Here is a 22,004-nt window from a genome sequence, read left to right on the forward strand (position 1 = left end):
GACCTGTGTTTTTGCTAAACAGTCGCCTGGGCCTATTCACTGCGGCTCTCTCGGGCTTGCACCCTAATAGAGCACCCCTTCTCCCGAAGTTACGGGGTCATTTTGCCGAGTTCCTTAACGAGAGTTCTCTCGCTCACCTTAGGATTCTCTCCTCATCTACCTGTGTCGGTTTGCGGTACGGGCAGTACTACTCTTCCTAGAGGCTTTTCTTGACAGCGTGAAATCAGGAACTTCCGTACTTAATTTCCTTCCCCATCACAGCTCATGCTTCGCAAGAAGCGGATTTGCCTACTTCTCACACTCACTGCTTGGACGCACATTTCCATTCGTGCGATTCCCTATCCTTCTGTGTCACCCCATCGGTTAAACAATTAGCACTGGTACAGGAATCTCTACCTGTTGTCCATCGCCTACGCCTATCGGCCTCGGCTTAGGTCCCGACTAACCCTGAGCGGACGAGCCTTCCTCAGGAAACCTTAGATATTCGGTGGAAGGGATTCTCACCCTTCTTTCGCTACTCATACCGGCATTCTCACTTCTAAGCGCTCCACCAGTCCTTCCGGTCTGACTTCACCGCCCTTAGAACGCTCTCCTACCACGAACCTCTAAAGAGGTTCATCCACAGTTTCGGTAATATGTTTAGCCCCGGTACATTTTCGGCGCGGGGTCACTCGACCAGTGAGCTATTACGCACTCTTTCAATGGTGGCTGCTTCTAAGCCAACATCCTGGTTGTCTAAGCAACCCCACATCCTTTTCCACTTAACATATATTTGGGGACCTTAACTGGTGGTCTGGGCTGTTTCCCTTTCGACTACGGATCTTATCACTCGCAGTCTGACTCCCGAGTATAAGTACATGGCATTCGGAGTTTATCTGAATTCGGTAACCCGAGAAGGGCCCCTAGTCCAAACAGTGCTCTACCTCCATGACTCTTTACCTCGAGGCTAGCCCTAAAGCTATTTCGGAGAGAACCAGCTATCTCCAAGTTCGATTGGAATTTCTCCGCTACCCACACCTCATCCCCGCACTTTTCAACGTGCGTGGGTTCGGACCTCCAGTAAGTATTACCTTACCTTCATCCTGGACATGGGTAGATCACCTGGTTTCGGGTCTACGACCTGTTACTTATGCGCCCTATTCAGACTCGCTTTCGCTACGGCTCCGCTTTTTCCGCTTAACCTTGCAACAAATCGTAACTCGCCGGTTCATTCTACAAAAGGCACGCTATCACCCATTAACGGGCTCTAACTACTTGTAGGCACACGGTTTCAGGAACTGTTTCACTCCCCTTCCGGGGTGCTTTTCACCTTTCCCTCACGGTACTGGTTCACTATCGGTCACTAGGGAGTATTTAGCCTTGGGAGATGGTCCTCCCGGATTCCGACGGAATTTCACGTGTTCCGCCGTACTCAGGATCCACTCTGGAGGGAAAGCCATTTCAACTACCGGGCTGTTACCGTCTTTGGCGGGCCTTTCCAGACCGCTTCATTTATAACTTTCTTTTGTAACTCCGTATAGAGTGTCCTACAACCCCAAGAAGCAAGCTTCTTGGTTTGGGCTCTTTCCGTTTCGCTCGCCGCTACTCAGGAAATCGATTTTTCTTTCTCTTCCTCCAGGTACTTAGATGTTTCAGTTCCCTGGGTCTGCCTTCCTTACGCTATGTATTCACGTAAGGATACTATCCGACTAAAGATAGTGGGTTCCCCCATTCGGAAATCTCTGGATCAACGCTTACGTACAGCTCCCCAAAGCATATCGGTGTTAGTCCCGTCCTTCTTCGGCTCCTAGTGCCAAGGCATCCACCGTGCGCCCTTTCTAACTTAACCAATTTACTTCTACGAAGTAAAGGTTGTTTTTCTGATTTTCTGTATCAGCGATGATACTTCCAATCAGATGAAAGATTCACTTTCAGATGATTCTTGGTTACTTGTGTCATAGATAATCACTTATCTACGCTAACTTTACTAACTTTCTTATCTAGTTTTCAAAGAACAATTTTGGTGGAGCCTAGCGGGATCGAACCGCTGACCTCCTGCGTGCAAAGCAGGCGCTCTCCCAGCTGAGCTAAGGCCCCATAAAAGAATAGGATTCGTTGTATTTCTTGTGTCAGAAAGAAAAAGTGGGCCTAAATGGACTCGAACCATCGACCTCACGCTTATCAGGCGTGCGCTCTAACCAGCTGAGCTATAGGCCCGTCAAAAATGTAGTGGCGCGATGCTTCAAGCATGGTGCCTTGCATACTTTATCTGACATAAAAAGAGAGTAACCTCTCAAAACTGAACAAATGTAGAAGAACGAAAACACACAGGTTTCCTTTTCCTTAGAAAGGAGGTGATCCAGCCGCACCTTCCGATACGGCTACCTTGTTACGACTTCACCCCAATTATCTGTCCCACCTTCGGCGGCTGGCTCCATAAAGGTTACCCTACCGACTTCGGGTGTTACAAACTCTCGTGGTGTGACGGGCGGTGTGTACAAGGCCCGGGAACGTATTCACCGTGGCATGCTGATCCACGATTACTAGCGATTCCGGCTTCATGTAGGCGAGTTGCAGCCTACAATCCGAACTGAGAATAGTTTTATGGGATTAGCTCCACCTCACGGCTTCGCGACCCTTTGTACTATCCATTGTAGCACGTGTGTAGCCCAGGTCATAAGGGGCATGATGATTTGACGTCATCCCCACCTTCCTCCGGCTTGCACCGGCAGTCACTTTAGAGTGCCCAACTAAATGCTGGCAACTAAAATCAAGGGTTGCGCTCGTTGCGGGACTTAACCCAACATCTCACGACACGAGCTGACGACAACCATGCACCACCTGTCACTTTGTCCCCGAAGGGAAAGCTCTGTCTCCAGAGTGGTCAAAGGATGTCAAGACCTGGTAAGGTTCTTCGCGTTGCTTCGAATTAAACCACATGCTCCACCGCTTGTGCGGGCCCCCGTCAATTCCTTTGAGTTTCAACCTTGCGGTCGTACTCCCCAGGCGGAGTGCTTAATGCGTTAGCTGCAGCACTAAGGGGCGGAAACCCCCTAACACTTAGCACTCATCGTTTACGGCGTGGACTACCAGGGTATCTAATCCTGTTTGCTCCCCACGCTTTCGCGCCTCAGCGTCAGTTACAGACCAGAGAGTCGCCTTCGCCACTGGTGTTCCTCCACATATCTACGCATTTCACCGCTACACGTGGAATTCCACTCTCCTCTTCTGCACTCCAGTCTTCCAGTTTCCAATGACCCTCCCCGGTTAAGCCGGGGGCTTTCACATCAGACTTAAAAGACCGCCTGCGCGCGCTTTACGCCCAATAAATCCGGACAACGCTTGCCACCTACGTATTACCGCGGCTGCTGGCACGTAGTTAGCCGTGGCTTTCTGGTTAGATACCGTCAAGGGACAAGCAGTTACTCTTATCCTTGTTCTTCTCTAACAACAGTACTTTACGATCCGAAAACCTTCTTCATACACGCGGCGTTGCTCCGTCAGACTTTCGTCCATTGCGGAAGATTCCCTACTGCTGCCTCCCGTAGGAGTCTGGGCCGTGTCTCAGTCCCAGTGTGGCCGATCACCCTCTCAGGTCGGCTATGCATCGTTGCCTTGGTAGGCCATTACCCTACCAACTAGCTAATGCACCGCGGGCCCATCTGTAAGCGATAGCCGAAACCATCTTTCAAAGGCGTGGCATGCGCCACATCTTATCATTCGGTATTAGCCCCGGTTTCCCGGAGTTATCCCCAACTTACAGGCAGGTTGCCCACGTGTTACTCACCCGTCCGCCACTAACTTTGGAAGAGCAAGCTCTTCCTCCGTTCGTTCGACTTGCATGTATTAGGCACGCCGCCAGCGTTCGTCCTGAGCCAGGATCAAACTCTCTTTAAAATATAAATTGAATTTGAATACTTATTCAACACCGTGAATAAGATTCCTTGCGTCAAATTGACTTCGCTAGCAATTAAATTACTAGTTTGTTTTGTTGAAAACAGCTTTCTGTTTTCTGCCCTGCGATTACCAGTGAGACTTTACGTCTCATTGCTTTTCGTCTTCTTTTTTGTTCAGTTTTCAAAGGTCAGTTTCTTTTGCTGCGAAAGCGTTTTGTCCGCATCAGCAACGTTTATAAATATACCAAGATTTTTGCCTTTCGTCAATACTTTTTACAAAGTTTTTTAAATAAAGATGAAAAAAGATGGATTTGGTGTATAAATTAGTGATTAAATGGCGCTTCTAAAACATTATGTTGTATAAATTTGCATTCCTTTTTCTTCAAATTGTTCTTTTAATACTGGATCTATTTCTTTTCCAGTGATAATAGAAGAGATTTCGTCTAAGGCTGCGTATTTATAGAGCGAAATGCGACCGAACTTGGTGTGGTCTGTTACTAAGATTACTTCATCGGCTGAGTGGAGCATTTGTTGCTTAGCTGGGATTAGGTATTCGTCGTAGTGCATTAAGCCTTTGTCGATATCGAGCGCTGGTGTGGTTACAAATGCTTTATGTACGTGAATGCTCTGCAAGGTTCCGCTTGTAATCATACCATTAAGGATGAAAGTTTCTGGGTAGATAACGCCGCCTGTCACAATTACTTTAGACGGAGAAAAGCGCATAATGGAAGCTACATTGATATCGTTTGTTATGACGGTTAGTTTGGATCGGTCTTTTAATGCGGTTGCGATGTGTCCGGTTGTTGTTCCGGCGTCAAGAATGATTGTATCGCCGTCTTTGACCATTGTCGCTGCTAATGTGGCAATGCGTTGTTTTTCTTCGTAGCGCACTTCGCTTCGTTTTTTCCAATTAGGTTCGGAAACTACTTTTTCCTCTATCATAACTCCGCCGTGGGTTCTTTTTAGCTTTTTGTCTTTTTCTAAAGAGGTTAAATCGCGGCGAATGGTTGCTTCATGGACTTCAAAATGTTTAGCTAATTCGCTAACTGTTGCTATTTTTCGGCTTTTGACATATTGGACGATGGCGCGTTTTCGTTCGATAGATAGCACTTCTTCCCCTCCTTTTGTTTAACTATATGGTAACTCCAATAGAGGAAAATCGCAAACAAACAAAAAAACCTTGGAGCCATTGGCCCCAAGGTTTGGAAATGAAAATTAATCATTTAAGCGTTTTTCTAGTTCTGCTTTTTTGTCTTCGAAGCCTGGTTTGCCAAGTAATGCAAACATATTGGCTTTGTATGCTTCTACACCTGGTTGGTCAAATGGATTTACGCCATTTAGGTAACCGCTGATAGCTACTGCTTTTTCAAAGAAGTATACTAGGTAACCAAAAGTATATGCATCTAGTTCTGGTACTTCTACAACAAAGTTTGGAACTTCGCCGTCTGTATGTGCTAGAAGTGTTCCTTCAAATGCTTTTGTATTAACGAAATCAACTGTTTCACCTGCAAGATAATTTAAGCCATCTAAATCCACGTCTTCTTTATTAATAGTTATGTTGTGGCGTGGTTTATCCACTTTGATAACTGTTTCAAAAAGATTACGGCGTCCGTCTTGGATATATTGACCGATAGAGTGCAAGTCAGTGGAGAAGTTCGCGCTGGATGGGTAAATACCTTTTTTGTCTTTACCTTCACTTTCACCGAATAATTGTTTCCACCACTCGTTAAAGTATTGCAAGCCTGGCTCATAGCTGATTAGAAGTTCTGTTACTTTTCCTTTACGGTAAAGAACGTTACGAGCTGCTGCGTATTGGTAGGCAATATTGTTTTTAAGTTCTGGTTTGTCGAAATCTTTGCTAGCTGCTGCTGCTCCGTTCATAAGAGCATCGATATCAACACCGCTAACTGCGATTGGAAGTAAACCTACTGCAGTTAAAACGGAGAAACGTCCGCCAACATCATCTGGAACAACAAATGTTTCGTAGCCTTCGTTGTCAGCTAATGTTTTTAGTGCGCCTTTTGCTTTATCCGTTGTAGCGTAAATGCGTTTTTTCGCGCCTTCTTCGCCATATTTTTTGATTAAAAGTTCTTTGAAAACACGGAAAGCGATTGCTGGCTCTGTTGTTGTTCCGGATTTAGAAATAACGTTAACAGAGAAGTCACGGTCGCCAACTACTTCAATTAAGTCATGTAAGTAAGAAGAACTGATGCTATTTCCCGCAAAGAATACTTGAGGTGTTTTACGCGCACCTTTTTCAAGTACATTATAGAAGGAATGATTTAAAGTTTCGATTGCTGCACGTGCTCCAAGGTAAGAACCACCGATTCCGATAACGATTAATACGTCGGAGTCACTGTGGATTTTTTCGGTTGCTTTTTTGATACGAGCAAATTCTTCTTTGTCGTAATCTGTTGGTAAGTTAATCCAACCAAGTGCGTCATTACCAGCACCTGTACCATTATGTAATGAATCATGAGCTGCTTTTACTGCTGGTTCAAGATAATCAAGTTCGCGTTCTTCAAAAAAACGGAGCGCTTTGGAATAATCAAATTTAATATGTGTCATTATTTTCCCTCCAAATTTTAAAAAAGTTTCTTTACTAACTTTATATCAATCAGTGCTTTTTAGCAAGGCTTGACCTTCTGAATTTTGTGCCTTTTTGAAAATTAGGTATAGTTTTCATATAAGACTCCCTCGCTTCTGACTAGTTCGTTTAATGATAATTGGTCTACAGCTAATAAATCATCTGCGAGGGGGATAGGTATCCATTTTACCCGAAACACATTGTCGTTATCGGAAGCAAGAAGCACACTCCCAACAGGTTTTGCTCGAAAAACAAATGTACAGACGTGCTCCCATGTAGCACGACGTTCTTTGCAGTGTAAGATAGACTCTATTTCTATATCGATATTTGTCTGCTCTTTCACTTTACTCGCTAGCGCTTCTTCCATTGTTTGATTTGTTTCGACTTGTCCTCCTGGAAACGCCCATGTCAAATTACGATCTCTTACCACTAGTATCTCGTCTTTCTTCTCGTTATATACAAATGCCTGCACATGAATAGACCTTTTCATGTAAATCCCCCTTTTGACTATTTTATAATATTGAATAAATAGAAAATTATTACTAACTATTCCCTTTTTCTAAAATTTTAGTCAATTAAATTTATCAGCCTAGCTCATCTCCCTGAAAAAGGGCTTGGTAACTAGGCTGATAAGGGGTTTTATTTGTCTGCTTTTTTAATCCATTCTTCTAGTTTATCGCGCAAAGTGTTAAAACCTTCGTCGTTTTCGCTAGATGAAACTGATTTCTTTTTAATTGGTTGTTCTTTTGGTGCTTCTTCTGTTGCTCTAATAGAAAGACTGATTTTATTTTTTTCTTCATCAATATCTAGAATTTTCACTTTGACTTCTTGCCCAACTTCTAGAAAATCATGGATATCTTTGACAAAGCCATGCGTGATTTCTGAAATATGAACTAAGCCTTGTGTCGAATTATCTAGCGCTACAAATGCTCCGTAGCTTTGAATTCCTGCGATTTTACCAGAAACTACATCTCCTACTTTGAATGTACTCATCCTCATTCCACCTACTTTCAGCCTTACAATATTTTATAAATTATAACACTTAGGCGAAACTTTAACAATTATTCTAAATCCTTCTATGGTGAGCTTTCTGGGTAGAATTTATGCTATAATTGAGGCGAATGAAAGAGAAGGAGCGTGACATATTTGAGTCAATTTGATGAAGTCATTCCACGTATTGGAACTAATTCAGAGAAGTGGGACGGGGCAGAAGAATTATTTGGCAGAAAAGATATTATTCCGATGTGGGTAGCGGATATGGATTTCCGTGCGCCCCAGCCAGTACTTGATGCATTTCAGCGTCAAATCGATCATGGGATTTTCGGTTATTCGACCAAGTCAAAAGCACTTGTCGAAGCTGTTATTGATTGGAACAAAGAGCAGCATCAGTTTGAAATCGATCCGAGCACGCTATTTTTTAATGGAGCGGTTGTTCCGACAATTTCGTTAGCGATTCGTTCTCTCACAAATGAAGGTGATGCGGTTTTAATGGTTTCGCCCATTTACCCGCCATTTTTCAATGTAACAAAAGCCACTGAACGGAAAGTGGTTATGTCGCCACTTATATATGAAAATCGGCAATATCGAATGGATTTTACCGATTTAGAAAAACGGATGAAAGAAGAAAAAGTAAAATTATTCCTTCTATGCAATCCACAAAACCCTGGTGGACGTTGTTTCACCGAAGAAGAACTTGTGGAGTTAGCGAGACTATGTGAGAAGTACCAAATTCCGATTGTTTCGGATGAAATTCATGCTGATTTAGTGATGAAAAATCATAAACATGTACCAATGATGGTCGCAGCATCGTTTTATCAAGATCAAATTATTACGTTGATGGCGGCTACAAAAACATTTAACTTAGCGGCTATTAAAGCTTCCTACTATATTATTACGAATAAAGATTATCAGGCCAAATTCGCTGCGGAGCAAAAGTACGCTACGACTAACGGGCTTAATGTCTTTGGGATTGTTGGTACAGAAGCAGCTTATCGTCACGGTGCACCTTGGTTAAAAGAGCTGAAAGAATATATTTATAGTAACTACGAATATGTCAAAGCAGCACTCGAAAAAGAAGTACCAGAAGTTGGCGTGACGGACTTAGAAGCAACTTATTTGATGTGGCTTGATTGCCGTGCCCTGCCAAAAGACGAAAAAACGATTTACGCTGATTTAATTGAAGCTGGCGTTGGTGTTCAAATGGGTTCTGGATTTGGACATTCCGGGAAAGGCTTTGTCCGTTTTAACATCGCCTGTCCAAAAGAAACTTTAGAAAAAGCTGTGAAACTTTTGATTCAAGGCTTAAAAAAATAACTTATTTTGAGAAACTAAGTTGCAAATACTTAGTTTCTTTCTTTAGGAAATTGAATATAGCTTTGGTATACTATTCTTTGGAAAGTGAAATAGTGTGCATTTTCCGTTTACATAAATTTAAAGGAGTTGGTATAACCGATGTTTTTAGGGCTTCGTGAATTAGTTTATTCTAAGTTGCGCTATATTTTAGTAACAGGCATCATGGTCTTAATTATGTTACTATCACTTATTTTATCAGGGCTGGCAAACGGGCTTGCTTATGATAATGCTTCATCTGTCGCAGATAACGGGGTTCCATATTATGTGCTCAGCAAAGACGCCCAAGACAAATTATCTAGATCCCAGTTCCCAGAATCCAAACTCGCTGATGTAAAAAAAGATGCGAATGTAAAGGACGCTGCGGTTCTCGGTCAATCTATGCAAACATTAAAACGGGAAAGTGACGATAAAAAGTTTAGTGTCGCACTTTTCGGTATTCAACCAGATAGCTTTCTCGCTCCAAAAATTTCTGACGGAGCTAACATACAAGTGACAAAACCTGACGAAATCGTCGTTGATTCTTCCTTAAAGTCAGACGGAATCAAAATTGGCGATGTTTTGATGGATGATATTTTAAATAGAGAATTAACAGTTGTCGGCTTTACGGAAAATCAAAAGTATAGCCATGCTCCCGTTGTTTATATTAATATCGCGACTTGGCAAGAAATCAATCCTGTTTTATATCACCAAAAAATTCCGCAAACAAGTACTATTGCGATTAAAACAGAAAATCCTGATAAAGGTGTAACCCTTTCGGATAAAGATTTAACGACGATCGATCACAAAGAGTTTTTAAATCAAATTCCAGGTTACTCGGCGGAACAAATGACACTTAACATGATGATTTTCTTCTTAATCATTATTGGCGGATTTATTTTAACCGCGTTCTTCTATGTTATGACGCTTCAAAAAACAACGCAATTTGGTATTTTGAAAGCATTGGGTACAAAAACTAGCTACTTAGTTAAGAGCATTATTACCCAAGTGGTGATTATTTCGATTATTAGTATTTTAATTAGTGTCGGTGTAACGCTGATTTTACCAAGCATTATGCCAGCAGCAATGCCATTTAGATTAAGTCCGATGACGATTGCACTTTATAGTGGTTTGTTTTTCTTAGTCGCTTTATTTGGCGCTCTTCTATCACTTAGACGAATCGCTAAAGTAGATGCGTTGGATGCTATTCGAGGAGGTGATGAATAATGGAAACTCTACTATCTTTTGATAAGGTGTATAAAGATTACCCATCCGGTCCTTCAATTATTCATGCACTGAAGGAAACAAACTTTGAAGCTAAAAAAGGCGAACTAATCGCGATTGTTGGCCCGAGTGGTTCTGGTAAAAGTACGCTACTTTCTCTTGCCGGAGCGCTATTAACACCGACTGGCGGAACGATTTCTATTAACGGCAAATCTGTCGGAAACTTATCTTCTAAAGAACAAACGGCTCTCCGCTTAGAAGAAATCGGCTTTATTTTCCAAGCAGCTCATCTGGTTCCTTATTTACATGTAAAAGATCAAATCAGCTTTATTGGAAAAATGGCTGGGAAAAGTGCGGCGGAGCTTGAAAAAGATACAGCTTCACTTCTAAGCCAACTTGGCATTAGCGATCGCGCAAATTTCTATCCAAAAGATTTATCTGGCGGTCAAAAGCAACGTGTCGCTATTGCTCGCGCGCTTATTAATCAACCTTCCGTTATTTTAGCCGACGAACCAACTGCGAGCCTTGATACAGAAAGAAGTCGTGAAGTTGTCGAGCTTATCCGGAATGAAGTTGTGCAAACGAGCCGAACAGCAATCATGGTAACACATGACGAACGTATGCTAGATTTAGTCAACCATGTATATCGTATGGAAGACGGAATACTTACCCAAGAAAGCTAAAAAACCTGCGTGGCAAAAGCCACACAGGTTTTTTTATTGTTTATTTTTGGAAACCGTTGATTAAGTCTAATGCTTGACCTAGTACTTTTTCACCGTTCATCGTACCATAAGCCGCCATGTCGATAACATCTACTGGAATTTTCCCAGCAGCTAATTCATCCACTGTTTTTTTCTGATAACGTACTTGTGGTCCTAATAATACTACATCTGCATCGTCAATTAAGTTACTTACTTCAGCAATAGAATATGCTTCAATTTCGCAAGCTTCTCCACGACTTTCTGCTGCTTGACGCATTTTTGTTACTAAAAGGCTTGTTGACATCCCTGCCGCACATACTAAAACAATATTTTTCATCGTAATCTTTCCTTTCAGATTAAGGCTACTTTCTTTGTACACTCTTATTATAACTACCTTTAGCTTTTTAAACAAGTAAACTACCGGGGTATAGGAAAAATAATTAAAAATGCGAAAAACCATTGCGATTTCACGTGAAAAGAGCGATAATAGACAATAACTTTATCCGAAAGGTCAGAAAATTTCGCATCATCCAAAAACACCACTTTCGGGAGAAAAAAATTCAGATCAGGAGTGTGTTGCATGAAAGTAATTAAATTTGGCGGAAGCTCTTTAGCATCGGGGATCCAATTAAATAAGGTTTTCCAACTTGTAACGGAAGACCCTGATAGGAAAATCGTTGTTGTTTCTGCACCAGGTAAACGTTTCAAGGAAGATACAAAGGTGACCGATTTACTTATTGATTGTGCGGCAAAGGCACTTCTTGGGGAAGATACGAGCGAATTGTTTGAATCTGTCATTGCAAGATATGCGGGGATAGCGCTAGATACAGGGATGAGCGACGAAATTATCAATCAAATTCGCGCAGATTTACAAGCGACTATCTCTTCAGATAAAAGCGATCCTGATAAATTTTTAGATCGCATGAAAGCTAGTGGCGAAGATAATAACGCAAAATTAATTGCTGCTTACTTTAAATTTAAAGGCTTAAACGCTAATTATATTAATCCTAAAGATGCCGGTTTACTTGTGACAGATAAACATGCAAGCGCGCAAGTTTTACCAGAATCTTATGATCGTTTGTTTGCACTTCGAGAAAGAGAAGGCATTATTGTTTTCCCAGGATTTTTCGGTTATACGAAAGACGGCGAAATTAGCACCTTTTCTCGAAGTGGCTCTGATATTACTGGAGCAATTGTGGCAAATGGCGCCCAAGCCGAGTTATACGAGAACTTTACGGATGTGGATGCAGTCTACGCAGTCAATCCCGCTATCGTGAAAAATCCGAAAAAAGTACTTGAGCTTACTTACCGAGAAATGCGTGAACTTTCATATGCTGGATTCTCTGTTTTTCACGATGAAGCGCTGATTCCGGCTTTTCATGCAGGTATTCCGGTGCATATTAAAAATACGAACAATCCTGATTCTTGTGGTACACGTGTTGTTCATGAACGCGAAAATAACAATGGTCCAGTCGTTGGAATTGCTAGCGATGACGGTTTTTGTAGCATTTATATTAGTAAATATTTAATGAACCGGGAAATCGGCTTCGGACGGAAAGTGTTGCAAATACTGGAAGATGCCGGGTTGAACTATGAACATATGCCTTCTGGGATTGATGATTTAACGATTATTATTCGCGAAAATCAGTTTGGCGAAGATACAGAGCGGACGATTATGTCTCGTTTGAAAGAAGAATTGAATGCGGACCAAGTGATTATGCAACATGGGATTTCACTGATTATGGTTGTTGGTGAGGCCATGCGCCATAATGTTGGAATAACGTCTCGTGCTTCGAAAGCTTTATCCGATGCGAAAGTAAATATTGAAATGATTAATCAAGGGTCTTCTGAGGTGAGTATTATGTTTGGCGTGAAAGAAGAGCAGGAAAACACCGCGGTTCGCGCACTATATAATGAATTTTTTTCAGAGATCTTAGTCTAAAAAAACAAGTTTTTCATCCTTATCGATGAGAAACTTGTTTTATTTATGAGCTTCCTTTAATTGATAGTTTTTTGCTATTACATCAATAATGTAATCATACGTACTAATCCGGTAATGCTTGAAAGCTTGGATGTTATAGTCACTTCTTATTTTCACTCGCTCGTTTATTAAATCTGACTGCTCGATTATTTCGAAATTGCTTTGGCTGGTTAACCAACTAGAACTCCATTTACTTTTTTCGTAGGTATCAAGTTCGGTTGATGAATAGAAAATAAGTCCGTTAAAAACTATTTTTTGGAGCGTGCTTTCATCTTCAAAATCAATTTCGACGGTTATTATAAGTTGGTTGGTGTTTTGGTGTAAGCTTTCAAGCCATGTTTTGTCTCTGCCGTATATTAGTTGGTTGTTGATTTTTATTGGACGCGATGTTTCCACAGATTTCTCAACTCCTGTCTGAAATTACTATTAAAAGTTCACTCGAAAAGAGCACTTTCTATGAAAGTGCTCTTCATTCATTATTTAATATTAATCTTCTCAATCACAACATCATTCACTGGTTTGTCTTGCATGCCAGTTGGTAGGTTGGCGATTTCGTCTACTACGTCCATGCCTTCGATTACGTGACCGAAAACTGTGTGGCGACCGTCTAACCATGGTGTTCCGCCTTGTTTGTAAGCTTCAATAATTTCTACTGGGAAGCCAGCTTGTTCCATTTGGCCAAGCATGTCAGCAGGCATATCTGGTTTTTGAACGATGAAGAATTGGCTGCCGTTTGTGTTTGGACCAGCATTTGCCATGGATAAAGCTCCGCGTAGGTTGAAAGCTTCTGTAGAGAATTCATCTTCAAAAGATTCGCCCCAAATGCTTTCACCACCAGTACCGCGGCCGTCTGGGTCGCCACCTTGGATCATGAATTCAGGGATAACACGGTGGAAAATAAGGCCATCATAGTAGCCGTTTTTGGAATGTGTTACAAAGTTTTCTACTGTTTTTGGTGCAATTTCAGGGAACAATTTGATGCGGATAGTTCCGCGGTTAGTAATCATTTCTGCTTCAATTTCGTTAGGTGCCACTTCTTTTGATAATTGTGGGTATGTCATATTGTAAAAACTCCTTCTTTTGTTTTAATTTATTGTTTACTAACGTAGCCAAATAATAAGCAAATTAACAACGACAGCAATCAGATACAGTACTAGTATAACAGCTGAAACCCAAATGACAATTTTTTTAACCAAAAATGCACATCCTTCACTTTATTTTTCATTCGCTATCTTTTATTCTATAATGAAAAGGACAGTTTTAACAATAATACGAATAGAGATGATTCTTTTATGACAACTCGAACACGGAATTTGTACATCTTAATGCTGGCAAACCTGTTGATGTCAGCCAGTATGACAATGATTATGCCTTTTTTATCTCTTTACATTGAAACATTTGGTGATTACAGCAATGCGTATGTTCAAAGATGGGCCGGCTATATTTTTGGCGTAACTTTTTTAATTGCCTTTATTTTCTCGCCGATTTGGGGACGTATTGGTGATAAGCACGGTTATAAAGGGATTTTGATTCTGACTTCAGTTGGTTTATCGATTTGTATTTTTCTGATGGGATTTGCGCATTCTGTCACTTACTTACTCATTTTACGGATTTTTATGGGCGTTGTGACTGGCTTTATTGGCGTTAGTAATGCCTTTATTGCACGGCAAACTCCTCGTAATGAAGCTGGGAAAATTCTCGGTACATTGCAACTCGGAGGTGTGACTGGGATGCTGTTTGGTCCCCTGATTGGTGGGGCGATGGCGGATTTATTTGGATTTAAAGATACCTTTACGATTACTGGGATTGCGATGATGATTGCGGCTTTGATTGTCGCTTTTGGTGTAAAGGAAATCCGTACAGAAGAACAAAAAGAAGCTGCCAAAGTGGTTTATTCTCGACGTGCAGTTTTAAAACAAATTTTTACGCTACGGGTTCTTTTCACAGTGATGGTTATTACAGCACTTATCCAAATTGCGAACTTTAGTGTTCAACCATTGCTTGCGCTTTATGTAGGAGACATGACGCAATCAGACAATATTGCTTTCTTGTCAGGGTTGGCGTTTTCTGCGACGGGATTCGGGAACTTGGTGATGACGCGAAAATGGGGACAGCTTGGTGACAAATATGGATATGAGAAAATACTGAATATCTTGTTGATTATGGCGGCTGTTTTTGTTATTCCACAGGCATTCGCGACAAATCTTTGGGTGTTTATCTTCTTCCGCTTTTTATTTGGAATCGCAATCGGTGGCATGGTGCCATGTACAACAGCTTACATTCGGCTTGCGGCGCCTGGGGTGATGCAAGGCGAAATGCTTGGCTATAACCAAAGTGCTCGCTTTTTAGGAAATGTTATCGGGCCAATCCTGGGTGGGACGCTCGCTGGTTTCACAGGAATTCCAAGTGTATTCTTATTTATGAGTTTTATGTTCCTCGTAGCATTTTTCATTTTACTTTATGCCCTTCATTCCGACCGAAAACGTCATGTGAACGTGGATTAATTTTGGCAAACCTAAGTTTTTTCTTAGGTTTGTTTTTTTATTCTTCCTATTTAATTGTTTTTTAAATTTCGGTAAATTGATTTATAAAGTTAAGTTTCCTGCCTTTTTTTCAGATAAAAAAGTATGTTATAATAAAAAATATAAAAAGTACGGCGTTTATTTGGGTACTTCGTGAATAGTAAGGTTGTTGAAATTTGATGAGTTAGCACGGTTTTCTAAAATTTTAGTTATAACTATGTTTCATTAAATGTAAGTACTTGCTTAAAAAATAATGATTTCCTGTTTTTATTTTCACATTATCAGGATGAGTTTCCGTATAAAAATTCTTCGAGGAGGAGCCGATTTTGTCATTTCTTCATCTAGCAATTGTTCTGCCATTTATTGTGGCAATGCTAATTCCACTTTTTTACCGGTGGACCAAACAAGTTCATACTGGTTGGTTAGTACTTCCCATTCCAGTGATTTTATTTATGTACTTCTTAACATTTATTCCCAAAACGATGGACGGGGCAACGATTGTTTCCATGCCTTGGATTCCGCGACTTGGGATTAATTTTACAGTAGTGGTAGATGGGCTTAGTTTGCTATTTGCTCTACTTATTACTGGGATTGGTTCACTCGTTACCTTTTACTCTATTTATTATTTAGGGAAAAAGAAAGAACGACTTAGCAATTTCTATACATTTTTATTTATTTTTATGACGGCAATGCTTGGGGTTGTCTTGAGTGATAACTTGATTGTCTTGTATCTTTTCTGGGAACTTACTTCCATTAGCTCGTTCTTATTGATTGGATATTGGTATCATCGTGAGCGCTCACGGTACGGGGCTCGCAAATCTATGATGATTACAGTCTTCGGCGGACTGATGATGCTTGGCGGATTTATTTTGCTTCATATTATGAGCGATTCTTTTTCCATTCGGGAGATTATTAGTAATGCGGATGTAATTAGTAATAATAGTTTATTCATTCCCGCGATGATTCTTGTCTTACTCGGGGCATTTACAAAATCTGCGCAAGTTCCATTCCATATTTGGTTGCCGGATGCGATGGAAGCACCTACTCCGGTCAGTGCCTATCTTCACTCAGCTACGATGGTAAAAGCTGGGATATATATTGTCGCTCGGTTCACACCACTATTCGCGAGTTCAGGTGTCTGGTTCTGGACAGTTTCACTCGTTGGGATTACGACCCTTTTCTGGGGTTCACTTAATGCCACGAAGAAAAATGATTTAAAGGCTATTTTGGCTTATTCGACGATAAGTCAGCTTGGCCTCATTATGGCGCTTCTTGGTGTCGGTGCTGCTTCCCTTCACTTTGATACGCTTAGTGATGATATTTATGTGATGGCGATTGTCGCAGCTGTGTTCCATCTATTTAATCACGCGACGTTTAAAGGTAGCTTGTTTATGATGGTTGGGATTGTCGATCATGAAACTGGCACACGGGATATTAGACGGCTTGGTGGTTTAATGCGAATTATGCCTATTACAGCGACGATTGCATTTATCGGAACGTTCGCAATGGCTGGGATTCCACCGTTTAATGGTTTTTTAAGTAAAGAAATGTTTTTTGAAAGCATGATAAATATCACACATTTGCAATTGTTTGATGCAAGTACTTGGGGCGTTCTGCTCCCTGTTGTAGCTTGGGTTGCCAGCGTGTTTACGTTTGTATATAGTATGATTATTTTCTTTAAAACATTTACTGGAAAAGTGAAACCGTACTTACTTCCGAAAAAACCGCATGAAGCACCATTCGGACTACTTTTACCACCGATTATTTTATCAATATTTGTGGTTGGAATTGGTCTCTTCCCTAATTTAATTGCGGAGCCGATTTTGGAACCTGCTGTAAGAGCAATTGTTCCTGGGCTTGCTACGGATTTCTCCATTCACATTAGTTTGTGGCATGGCTTTACACCTGCTCTGTTAATGACGTTCGGTGTTGTTGCGGTGGGGATTGTCTTGTTTCTTACACATAAATACTGGAAACCTTGGATTACGACTAAGGTTCCAAAAGCACTTCGAATTGGGAAAACGTATGATAATGGGATGTATTATTTAGAACAAGGCTCGTATCGTATGACGATGTTTATTATGACTGGTTGGCTTCGGACTTACTTGAATTACATGTTATCGGCTTTTATTTTAATGATGGCTTCGGTCATGATTTTCACACAAGCACTTGATTTCAATTTCTCAAGTATGACGAAAGTAACCGTTGTTGATTTTGTTTTAGCAGCAGTTATTTTAGTGACGTTGGTTGGGATTGTGTTTTCCAAGTCGCGGATTACTTCGATTATTTTACTTGGAGCAATGGGATACACGATTAGTATTTTCTTTGTTATCTCTAGAGCACCCGACCTTGCTTTAACACAGCTTATTATTGAAACTATTTCCGTTGTGCTTTATCTACTTGTATTTTATCATCTTCCTCATTTTAGTAATATTGAGGAAAAGCCGAAATGGTTATCAATGAAGACATTTTTGAGTATCGGGGTTGGTGTGATTATCACCCTTGTCTCTCTTTCAGCGTATAATACAACATTTTATGATTCGATTTCGAAATACTATGTGGACAATGCATATGTGGAAGCGGCGGGACGAAACATTGTTAATGTTATTTTAGTTGATTTCCGTGGCTTTGATACGATGTTTGAAACAGCAGTACTTTCGATTGCGGCAATAGGTATATACGCGATGATTAAATTACGTCTGACGAAACGAGGTGAGAATGATGAAAACGAATGACGTTCTACTGAGAAATGTAACGAAAGTAGTAGCTTTCATTATTTTCTTATTCTCACTCCATTTATTCTTTGCAGGACATTATAATCCTGGTGGCGGGTTTGTAGCTGGACTTACAACAGCTGGCGCAATTACATTAACGCTACTTGCTTATGATACAAAAACAGTTGCTAGTATGCTTAATATCAATACGATTATGCTTACTGGTGTTGGGCTTGTATTTGCCCTTGGTACTGGGATGATTGGGATTTTTACAGGAGATCCTTTCTTAACGCATAAATTTGGTCATGTTGATTTGCCCATTTTAGGAGATACTGCTTTGCACACGGCGACTTTGTTTGACCTTGGGGTTTACTTAGTTGTTGTTGGTGTAACACTTACGATAATTCAAACGATTGGGGAGAGTGACTGATGGAACTATTGATGTCTATATTAATCGGCTTGATTTTTGCAGCTGCTGTCTACTTAATTCTCTCTAAAAGTTTGCTACGGATTATTATTGGAACGGCTGTCCTAAGCCACGGTGTCAATTTGCTTGTACTTACAATGGGTGGGCTGAAAAAAGGTCGTGTACCAATTCTTGGTACACCAGGAGCGGGAGCCTATAATGACCCCCTTCCACAAGCACTTATTTTGACTGCGATTGTTATAAGCTTTGGTGTAACTGCCTTTTTCCTTGTTCTTGCTTATAGAGCGTATCAGGAGCTTGATAGCGAGAGTGTATCCAAGACGAGAGGACATGAAGCCGATGATGAATAATATAATTTTAATGCCGATTTTGATACCTTTCCTTGGAGCAATTACGTTAATGCTGCTTCCAAAAAAAGTAATCATTCAACGGGTATTCGCCCTTATTTTTAGTGGTATTTTGGTTGTAGCAACACTTGGACTTGTATTTTATATTCGAGAAAATGGGATTACAACTGTAAATATTGGTAACTGGACTGCTCCTTTTGGGATTACGATGGTTGGCGATATGCTTGCTGTCTTGCTTACGGCAACGACGAGTATTGTTTTATTCTGCGTGATTCTTTATTCTTTTTATACGATTGGGAAACCACGGGAGAAATTTCTTTATTATCCAGCGATTCTCTTTATGATTGTTGGGGTTAATGGTTCGTTTTTAACTGGTGATATTTTTAATATGTTTGTGTTCTTTGAAGTTATGCTGATGGCGTCTTATGTACTGCTTGTCATTGGTGGGACACAGATTCAGCTCAAAGCGACGATTAAATACTTGCTGATTAATGTGGTCGGTTCCGGATTTTTCGTTGTAGCAATTGCGCTACTTTATTCGATGATTGGAACGCTCAACATGGCAGATATTTCGCAAAAAATTACGGACTTAAATGGTGCGAATACAGGAATGATTAGCGTTGTCGCGGTTCTGTTCTTGTTTGTATTCGGACTGAAAGCAGGACTATTCCCGCTTTACTTCTGGCTACCAGGATCTTACTTTGCTCCACCAATTCCGGTGCTTGCTTTGTTTGGTGGACTTCTGACAAAAGTTGGGGTTTATGCAATTATCCGGACATACACACTATTTTTCAGTTCGTTAACAGATTTTGTTGTTCCGCTACTCGGAATTCTCGCGATTGTGACGATTGTTCTTGGGGTTATTGGTGCAATTAGTTACTATGATATGAAAACGATTGTGATTTATAATATTATGATTGCGATTGGTGTTATTCTGTTTAGCGTTTCGATTATGACACGCGAATCAATGACTGGTGCTGTCTTTTACTTGATTCACGATATGATTATTAAAGCCGCGCTGTTCCTTATTGTCGGGATTGTGATGGCGATTACTGGTTATTCTAGTGTAAAAAAATTCAGTGGGTTGATGAGCGTGAAGCCTTCGCTCGGTTGGATTTTCTTCATTGCTACTCTTGGCCTTGCAGGAATTCCACCTCTTAGTGGCTTCATCGGAAAATTATTGATTGTGGAAGGTGCTTTCTCTGCTGGTCAAATAGTCGGCGGAATCATCATTTTACTATCCAGCTTATTCGTCCTTATGTCTTTAATCAAAGTCTTTACAAAAGGCTTCTGGGGCGAGAAAAAAGGCGTATTCAATTTACAAATCCCATATAAAAAAATGCTTGTGCCGGTAGTTATTCTACTTGCGATTTCGATTGGTTATGGTGTGTTTAGTAATGCAATTTATCCGTTTATTGAACAGGCGGTTGACCCTCTTGTTGACCCTTCTGTTTATATCCATGCGGTGATAAAGGAGTGATAAAAGATGGCTTTTCAACTTATTCTTAATATAATACTTGCTTGTTTGTGGATGTTTCTGGAGTCATCATTTAGTTTTGCAACATTTATCATTGGCTTTATCATCGGGATTTTCTTGCTATTCTTTATGCGACGTTTCCTTGGATCAAGATTTTACCTTTTCCGGTTATTCGCCCTTATCAAACTGGTTTTCCGCTTTTTACATGATTTAATTGTTTCTACAGTTCATGTAAGTCGGATTGTTTTAAAGAAAGATATGAACATTCGACCAGGGATTTTCAGATATGATACGACGCTTGAGACAGACTGGGAAGTAACGATGCTCGCACTACTGATTACGTTAACACCTGGGACACTTTCAATTGATATTTCGGATGATTATAAAGCAATCTATGTCCACTCACTTCACGTCCCTAATATTGAAGAAGAAATTGCAACGATTCGTAAGTCTTATGAAGGCGCGATTATGGAGGTGTTCCACGGATGATTATTCAAATCGCTTTATCCATTGGTTTGCTTCTTTATTCGATTTCAACTTTCTTATACCTTTACCGTATTTTAAAAGGACCAACTACTTCTGACAAAGTGGTGGCACTGGATTCTATTGGAATGAACTTAGTGGCCATTGTAGCGCTACTTTCGATGTTTTATGATACGCATGCCTTTTTGGATGTTATTTTACTTATTGCGCTTCTTGCATTTATCGGAACGGTTTCCTTTGCCAAATTTATTGAGAAAGGGAAGGTGATTGACCGTGAACGTGATAATTGAGATTATTATTTCTATTATGATTTTAATCGGAGGTTTGCTTAGTATTCTTGCCGCAATCGGGGTTATCAGATTGCCTGACGTGTACACTAGAACACATGCTGCCGGGATTAGTAATACATTTGGTGTTAGCTTGCTTCTATTTGCAACGGTTGGTTACTTTTTCCACTCAGGCGAAGGTTTTAATGCGCGAGTCCTTCTGGCCGTATTATTTATTTTCTTAACCACACCAGTGGCTTCTCACCTTATTAACCGGGCTGCTTATGATACCGGTGTTCCACTAGCAATTCGAATTCGTGACCAATTGCGTTCAGTGAAAAAAGATGATATTAAGAAAAAGAAAAGTCTTATTATCCGTCAAGAACAAATTGAAAAAGCACGACAAGAGCGCGAAGAATTGGAAGAACGAATGGAATGGGAACGACGCGAAGAGAAAATTGATGAACGTGAAGATAAGGAAGAACAAGAACGTGAACGCGAGGAACAAACGATTGAAGAACAGTCGGATGATTCCGAGCATGAAATCATCGAGCAAGATGAAAGTGAAACTGAATCAGACGAAGATAAAACAGAGAAATAAAAAAAGCATGGCGCGAGTTCATCAATTGACCTCTGCCATGCTTTTTATTTTCGTTTCTTTTTAACTGCTATGGTACATCTGCTAATACAAATTAGTTTTTCAGTTTCGTCAGTGATTTTAATTTCCCATACTTGGGTACTTCTGCCAAGGTGGATTGCTTCTGCGGTCGCTGTTACTAATCCATCTTGTTTTGAAGCGAGGTGGTTGGCGTTAATTTCTAAACCAAAGACGATTTCATCGGGTTCGATTGATTTAGCAGCGCCAATACTTGCTGCATGTTCCGCCAAAACAACAGAAACGCCGCCATGCAAATAGCCAAATGGTTGGTGGACTTTTTCTGTTACTTCTAACTGAACGATTGCTTTTCCTTTTTCTACTGAAACAATTTCAATGCCAATAGTTTCTTGAAGTCCCATATGTTCCCTTCTTTCCGAATTTGATTTATACTTTATTATATAAGAGTTAGTAGAA

The 22,004-nt window shown here is 40.6% G+C and carries 20 protein-coding genes, 2 tRNA genes and 2 rRNA genes (1 of these 24 cut by a window edge); 12 read left to right on the top strand and 12 right to left on the bottom strand.

Going from position 1 to position 22,004, the window contains the following annotated elements; genetic code table 11:
* The 8 genes from HRK21_RS03495 to yugI all read right to left on the bottom strand — a co-directional run.
* Positions 1-1,828: ribosomal RNA gene (locus HRK21_RS03495) — 23S ribosomal RNA — on the bottom strand (it extends 1,104 nt beyond the left edge of the window).
* A 172-nt stretch (positions 1,829-2,000) separates the two neighbouring features.
* Positions 2,001-2,076 (bottom strand) — tRNA-Ala (locus HRK21_RS03500).
* Positions 2,077-2,122: 46 nt separating this feature from the next.
* Positions 2,123-2,196, bottom strand: a tRNA-Ile gene (locus tag HRK21_RS03505).
* A 130-nt stretch (positions 2,197-2,326) separates the two neighbouring features.
* Positions 2,327-3,876: ribosomal RNA gene (locus tag HRK21_RS03510) — 16S ribosomal RNA — on the bottom strand.
* Together the 16S and 23S rRNA genes with 2 tRNA genes alongside form the textbook arrangement of a ribosomal RNA operon.
* 350 nt (positions 3,877-4,226) lie before the next feature.
* A complete protein-coding gene (locus HRK21_RS03515; RefSeq protein ID WP_003722392.1) occupies positions 4,227-4,985 on the bottom strand; it encodes a DeoR/GlpR family DNA-binding transcription regulator in 759 nt (252 codons plus the stop codon).
* Between the two features lie 105 nt (positions 4,986-5,090).
* Complete coding sequence (locus HRK21_RS03520) at positions 5,091-6,443, bottom strand: glucose-6-phosphate isomerase (RefSeq protein WP_069888443.1); 1,353 nt, start codon at positions 6,441-6,443, stop codon at positions 5,091-5,093.
* Between the two features lie 101 nt (positions 6,444-6,544).
* Positions 6,545-6,952 carry an NUDIX hydrolase gene (locus tag HRK21_RS03525; protein WP_003739655.1) on the bottom strand — a complete coding sequence of 136 codons (408 nt, stop codon included), beginning with the start codon at positions 6,950-6,952 and terminating at the stop codon, positions 6,545-6,547.
* 149 nt (positions 6,953-7,101) lie between these two features.
* On the bottom strand, positions 7,102-7,455 hold the full coding sequence (yugI, locus tag HRK21_RS03530; protein ID WP_003739656.1) for a S1 domain-containing post-transcriptional regulator GSP13: 354 nt from the start codon (positions 7,453-7,455) through the stop codon (positions 7,102-7,104).
* 153 nt (positions 7,456-7,608) lie between these two features.
* On the opposite strand from yugI, the gene HRK21_RS03535 reads away from it, so the two are divergent.
* The 3 genes from HRK21_RS03535 (at position 7,609) to HRK21_RS03545 (ending at position 10,697) form a co-directional block, all read left to right on the top strand.
* Positions 7,609-8,775 carry a MalY/PatB family protein gene (locus tag HRK21_RS03535; protein WP_070006492.1) on the top strand — a complete coding sequence of 389 codons (1,167 nt, stop codon included), beginning with the start codon at positions 7,609-7,611 and terminating at the stop codon, positions 8,773-8,775.
* A gap of 138 nt (positions 8,776-8,913) precedes the next feature.
* Positions 8,914-10,017 carry an ABC transporter permease gene (locus HRK21_RS03540; RefSeq protein WP_003739658.1) on the top strand — a complete coding sequence of 368 codons (1,104 nt, stop codon included), beginning with the start codon at positions 8,914-8,916 and terminating at the stop codon, positions 10,015-10,017.
* Positions 10,017-10,697, top strand: a complete 681-nt coding sequence (locus HRK21_RS03545; protein ID WP_003728415.1) for an ABC transporter ATP-binding protein — start codon at positions 10,017-10,019, stop codon at positions 10,695-10,697. Before HRK21_RS03540 ends, HRK21_RS03545 begins: the two co-directional genes overlap by 1 nt.
* Positions 10,698-10,737: 40 nt before the next feature.
* Here the strand turns inward: HRK21_RS03545 and HRK21_RS03550 are convergent, their stop codons facing one another.
* Entirely contained in the window at positions 10,738-11,052 is a 315-nt protein-coding gene (locus HRK21_RS03550; RefSeq protein WP_003739659.1) for a PTS sugar transporter subunit IIB, read from the bottom strand.
* Between the two features lie 243 nt (positions 11,053-11,295).
* Here HRK21_RS03550 and HRK21_RS03555 point away from each other — a divergent pair, with 243 nt between their 5' ends.
* Positions 11,296-12,657, top strand: coding sequence for an aspartate kinase (locus tag HRK21_RS03555; RefSeq protein ID WP_070006493.1), 1,362 nt, complete (start codon positions 11,296-11,298; stop codon positions 12,655-12,657).
* A gap of 39 nt (positions 12,658-12,696) precedes the next feature.
* Here HRK21_RS03555 and HRK21_RS03560 read toward each other — a convergent pair whose 3' ends face one another.
* Both HRK21_RS03560 and HRK21_RS03565 read right to left on the bottom strand, forming a co-directional pair.
* The gene (locus tag HRK21_RS03560) at positions 12,697-13,092 is read right to left on the bottom strand and encodes a hypothetical protein (RefSeq protein WP_070006494.1); all 396 of its coding nucleotides are present in this window, start codon (positions 13,090-13,092) and stop codon (positions 12,697-12,699) included.
* 80 nt (positions 13,093-13,172) lie between these two features.
* Positions 13,173-13,757: a peptidylprolyl isomerase gene (locus tag HRK21_RS03565; RefSeq protein ID WP_003726864.1), complete on the bottom strand. Its 585-nt coding sequence runs from the start codon at positions 13,755-13,757 to the stop codon at positions 13,173-13,175.
* A gap of 162 nt (positions 13,758-13,919) precedes the next feature.
* Between HRK21_RS03565 and HRK21_RS03570 the strand changes: the two genes are divergently transcribed.
* The 8 genes from HRK21_RS03570 (at position 13,920) to mnhG (ending at position 21,533) form a co-directional block, all read left to right on the top strand.
* Complete coding sequence (locus HRK21_RS03570; RefSeq protein ID WP_474545620.1) at positions 13,920-15,200, top strand: lmo2377 family MFS transporter; 1,281 nt, start codon at positions 13,920-13,922, stop codon at positions 15,198-15,200.
* Between the two features lie 344 nt (positions 15,201-15,544).
* Positions 15,545-17,953 carry a Na+/H+ antiporter subunit A gene (locus HRK21_RS03575; RefSeq protein WP_070006496.1) on the top strand — a complete coding sequence of 803 codons (2,409 nt, stop codon included), beginning with the start codon at positions 15,545-15,547 and terminating at the stop codon, positions 17,951-17,953.
* Entirely contained in the window at positions 17,937-18,362 is a 426-nt protein-coding gene (locus HRK21_RS03580; RefSeq protein WP_003769105.1) for a Na(+)/H(+) antiporter subunit B, read from the top strand. Before HRK21_RS03575 ends, HRK21_RS03580 begins: the two co-directional genes overlap by 17 nt.
* The gene (locus HRK21_RS03585) at positions 18,362-18,709 is read left to right on the top strand and encodes a Na(+)/H(+) antiporter subunit C (RefSeq protein WP_003739664.1); all 348 of its coding nucleotides are present in this window, start codon (positions 18,362-18,364) and stop codon (positions 18,707-18,709) included. Before HRK21_RS03580 ends, HRK21_RS03585 begins: the two co-directional genes overlap by 1 nt.
* Positions 18,702-20,186: a Na+/H+ antiporter subunit D gene (locus HRK21_RS03590; RefSeq protein ID WP_077952756.1), complete on the top strand. Its 1,485-nt coding sequence runs from the start codon at positions 18,702-18,704 to the stop codon at positions 20,184-20,186. The genes HRK21_RS03585 and HRK21_RS03590 overlap by 8 nt, the downstream gene beginning before the upstream one ends.
* 6 nt (positions 20,187-20,192) lie before the next feature.
* Positions 20,193-20,672, top strand: a complete 480-nt coding sequence (locus HRK21_RS03595; protein WP_003730417.1) for a Na+/H+ antiporter subunit E — start codon at positions 20,193-20,195, stop codon at positions 20,670-20,672.
* Entirely contained in the window at positions 20,669-20,956 is a 288-nt protein-coding gene (locus tag HRK21_RS03600; RefSeq protein WP_003722409.1) for a Na(+)/H(+) antiporter subunit F1, read from the top strand. Before HRK21_RS03595 ends, HRK21_RS03600 begins: the two co-directional genes overlap by 4 nt.
* The gene (gene mnhG / locus HRK21_RS03605) at positions 20,940-21,533 is read left to right on the top strand and encodes a monovalent cation/H(+) antiporter subunit G (protein WP_069888434.1); all 594 of its coding nucleotides are present in this window, start codon (positions 20,940-20,942) and stop codon (positions 21,531-21,533) included. Before HRK21_RS03600 ends, mnhG begins: the two co-directional genes overlap by 17 nt.
* A gap of 44 nt (positions 21,534-21,577) precedes the next feature.
* Here mnhG and menI read toward each other — a convergent pair whose 3' ends face one another.
* Positions 21,578-21,949, bottom strand: a complete 372-nt coding sequence (gene menI / locus HRK21_RS03610) for a 1,4-dihydroxy-2-naphthoyl-CoA hydrolase MenI (protein WP_070006498.1) — start codon at positions 21,947-21,949, stop codon at positions 21,578-21,580.
* Between the last annotated feature and the right edge of the window lie 55 nt (positions 21,950-22,004).

The organism is Listeria monocytogenes (genome assembly GCF_013282665.1).
Taxonomy (GTDB): domain Bacteria; phylum Bacillota; class Bacilli; order Lactobacillales; family Listeriaceae; genus Listeria; species Listeria monocytogenes_C.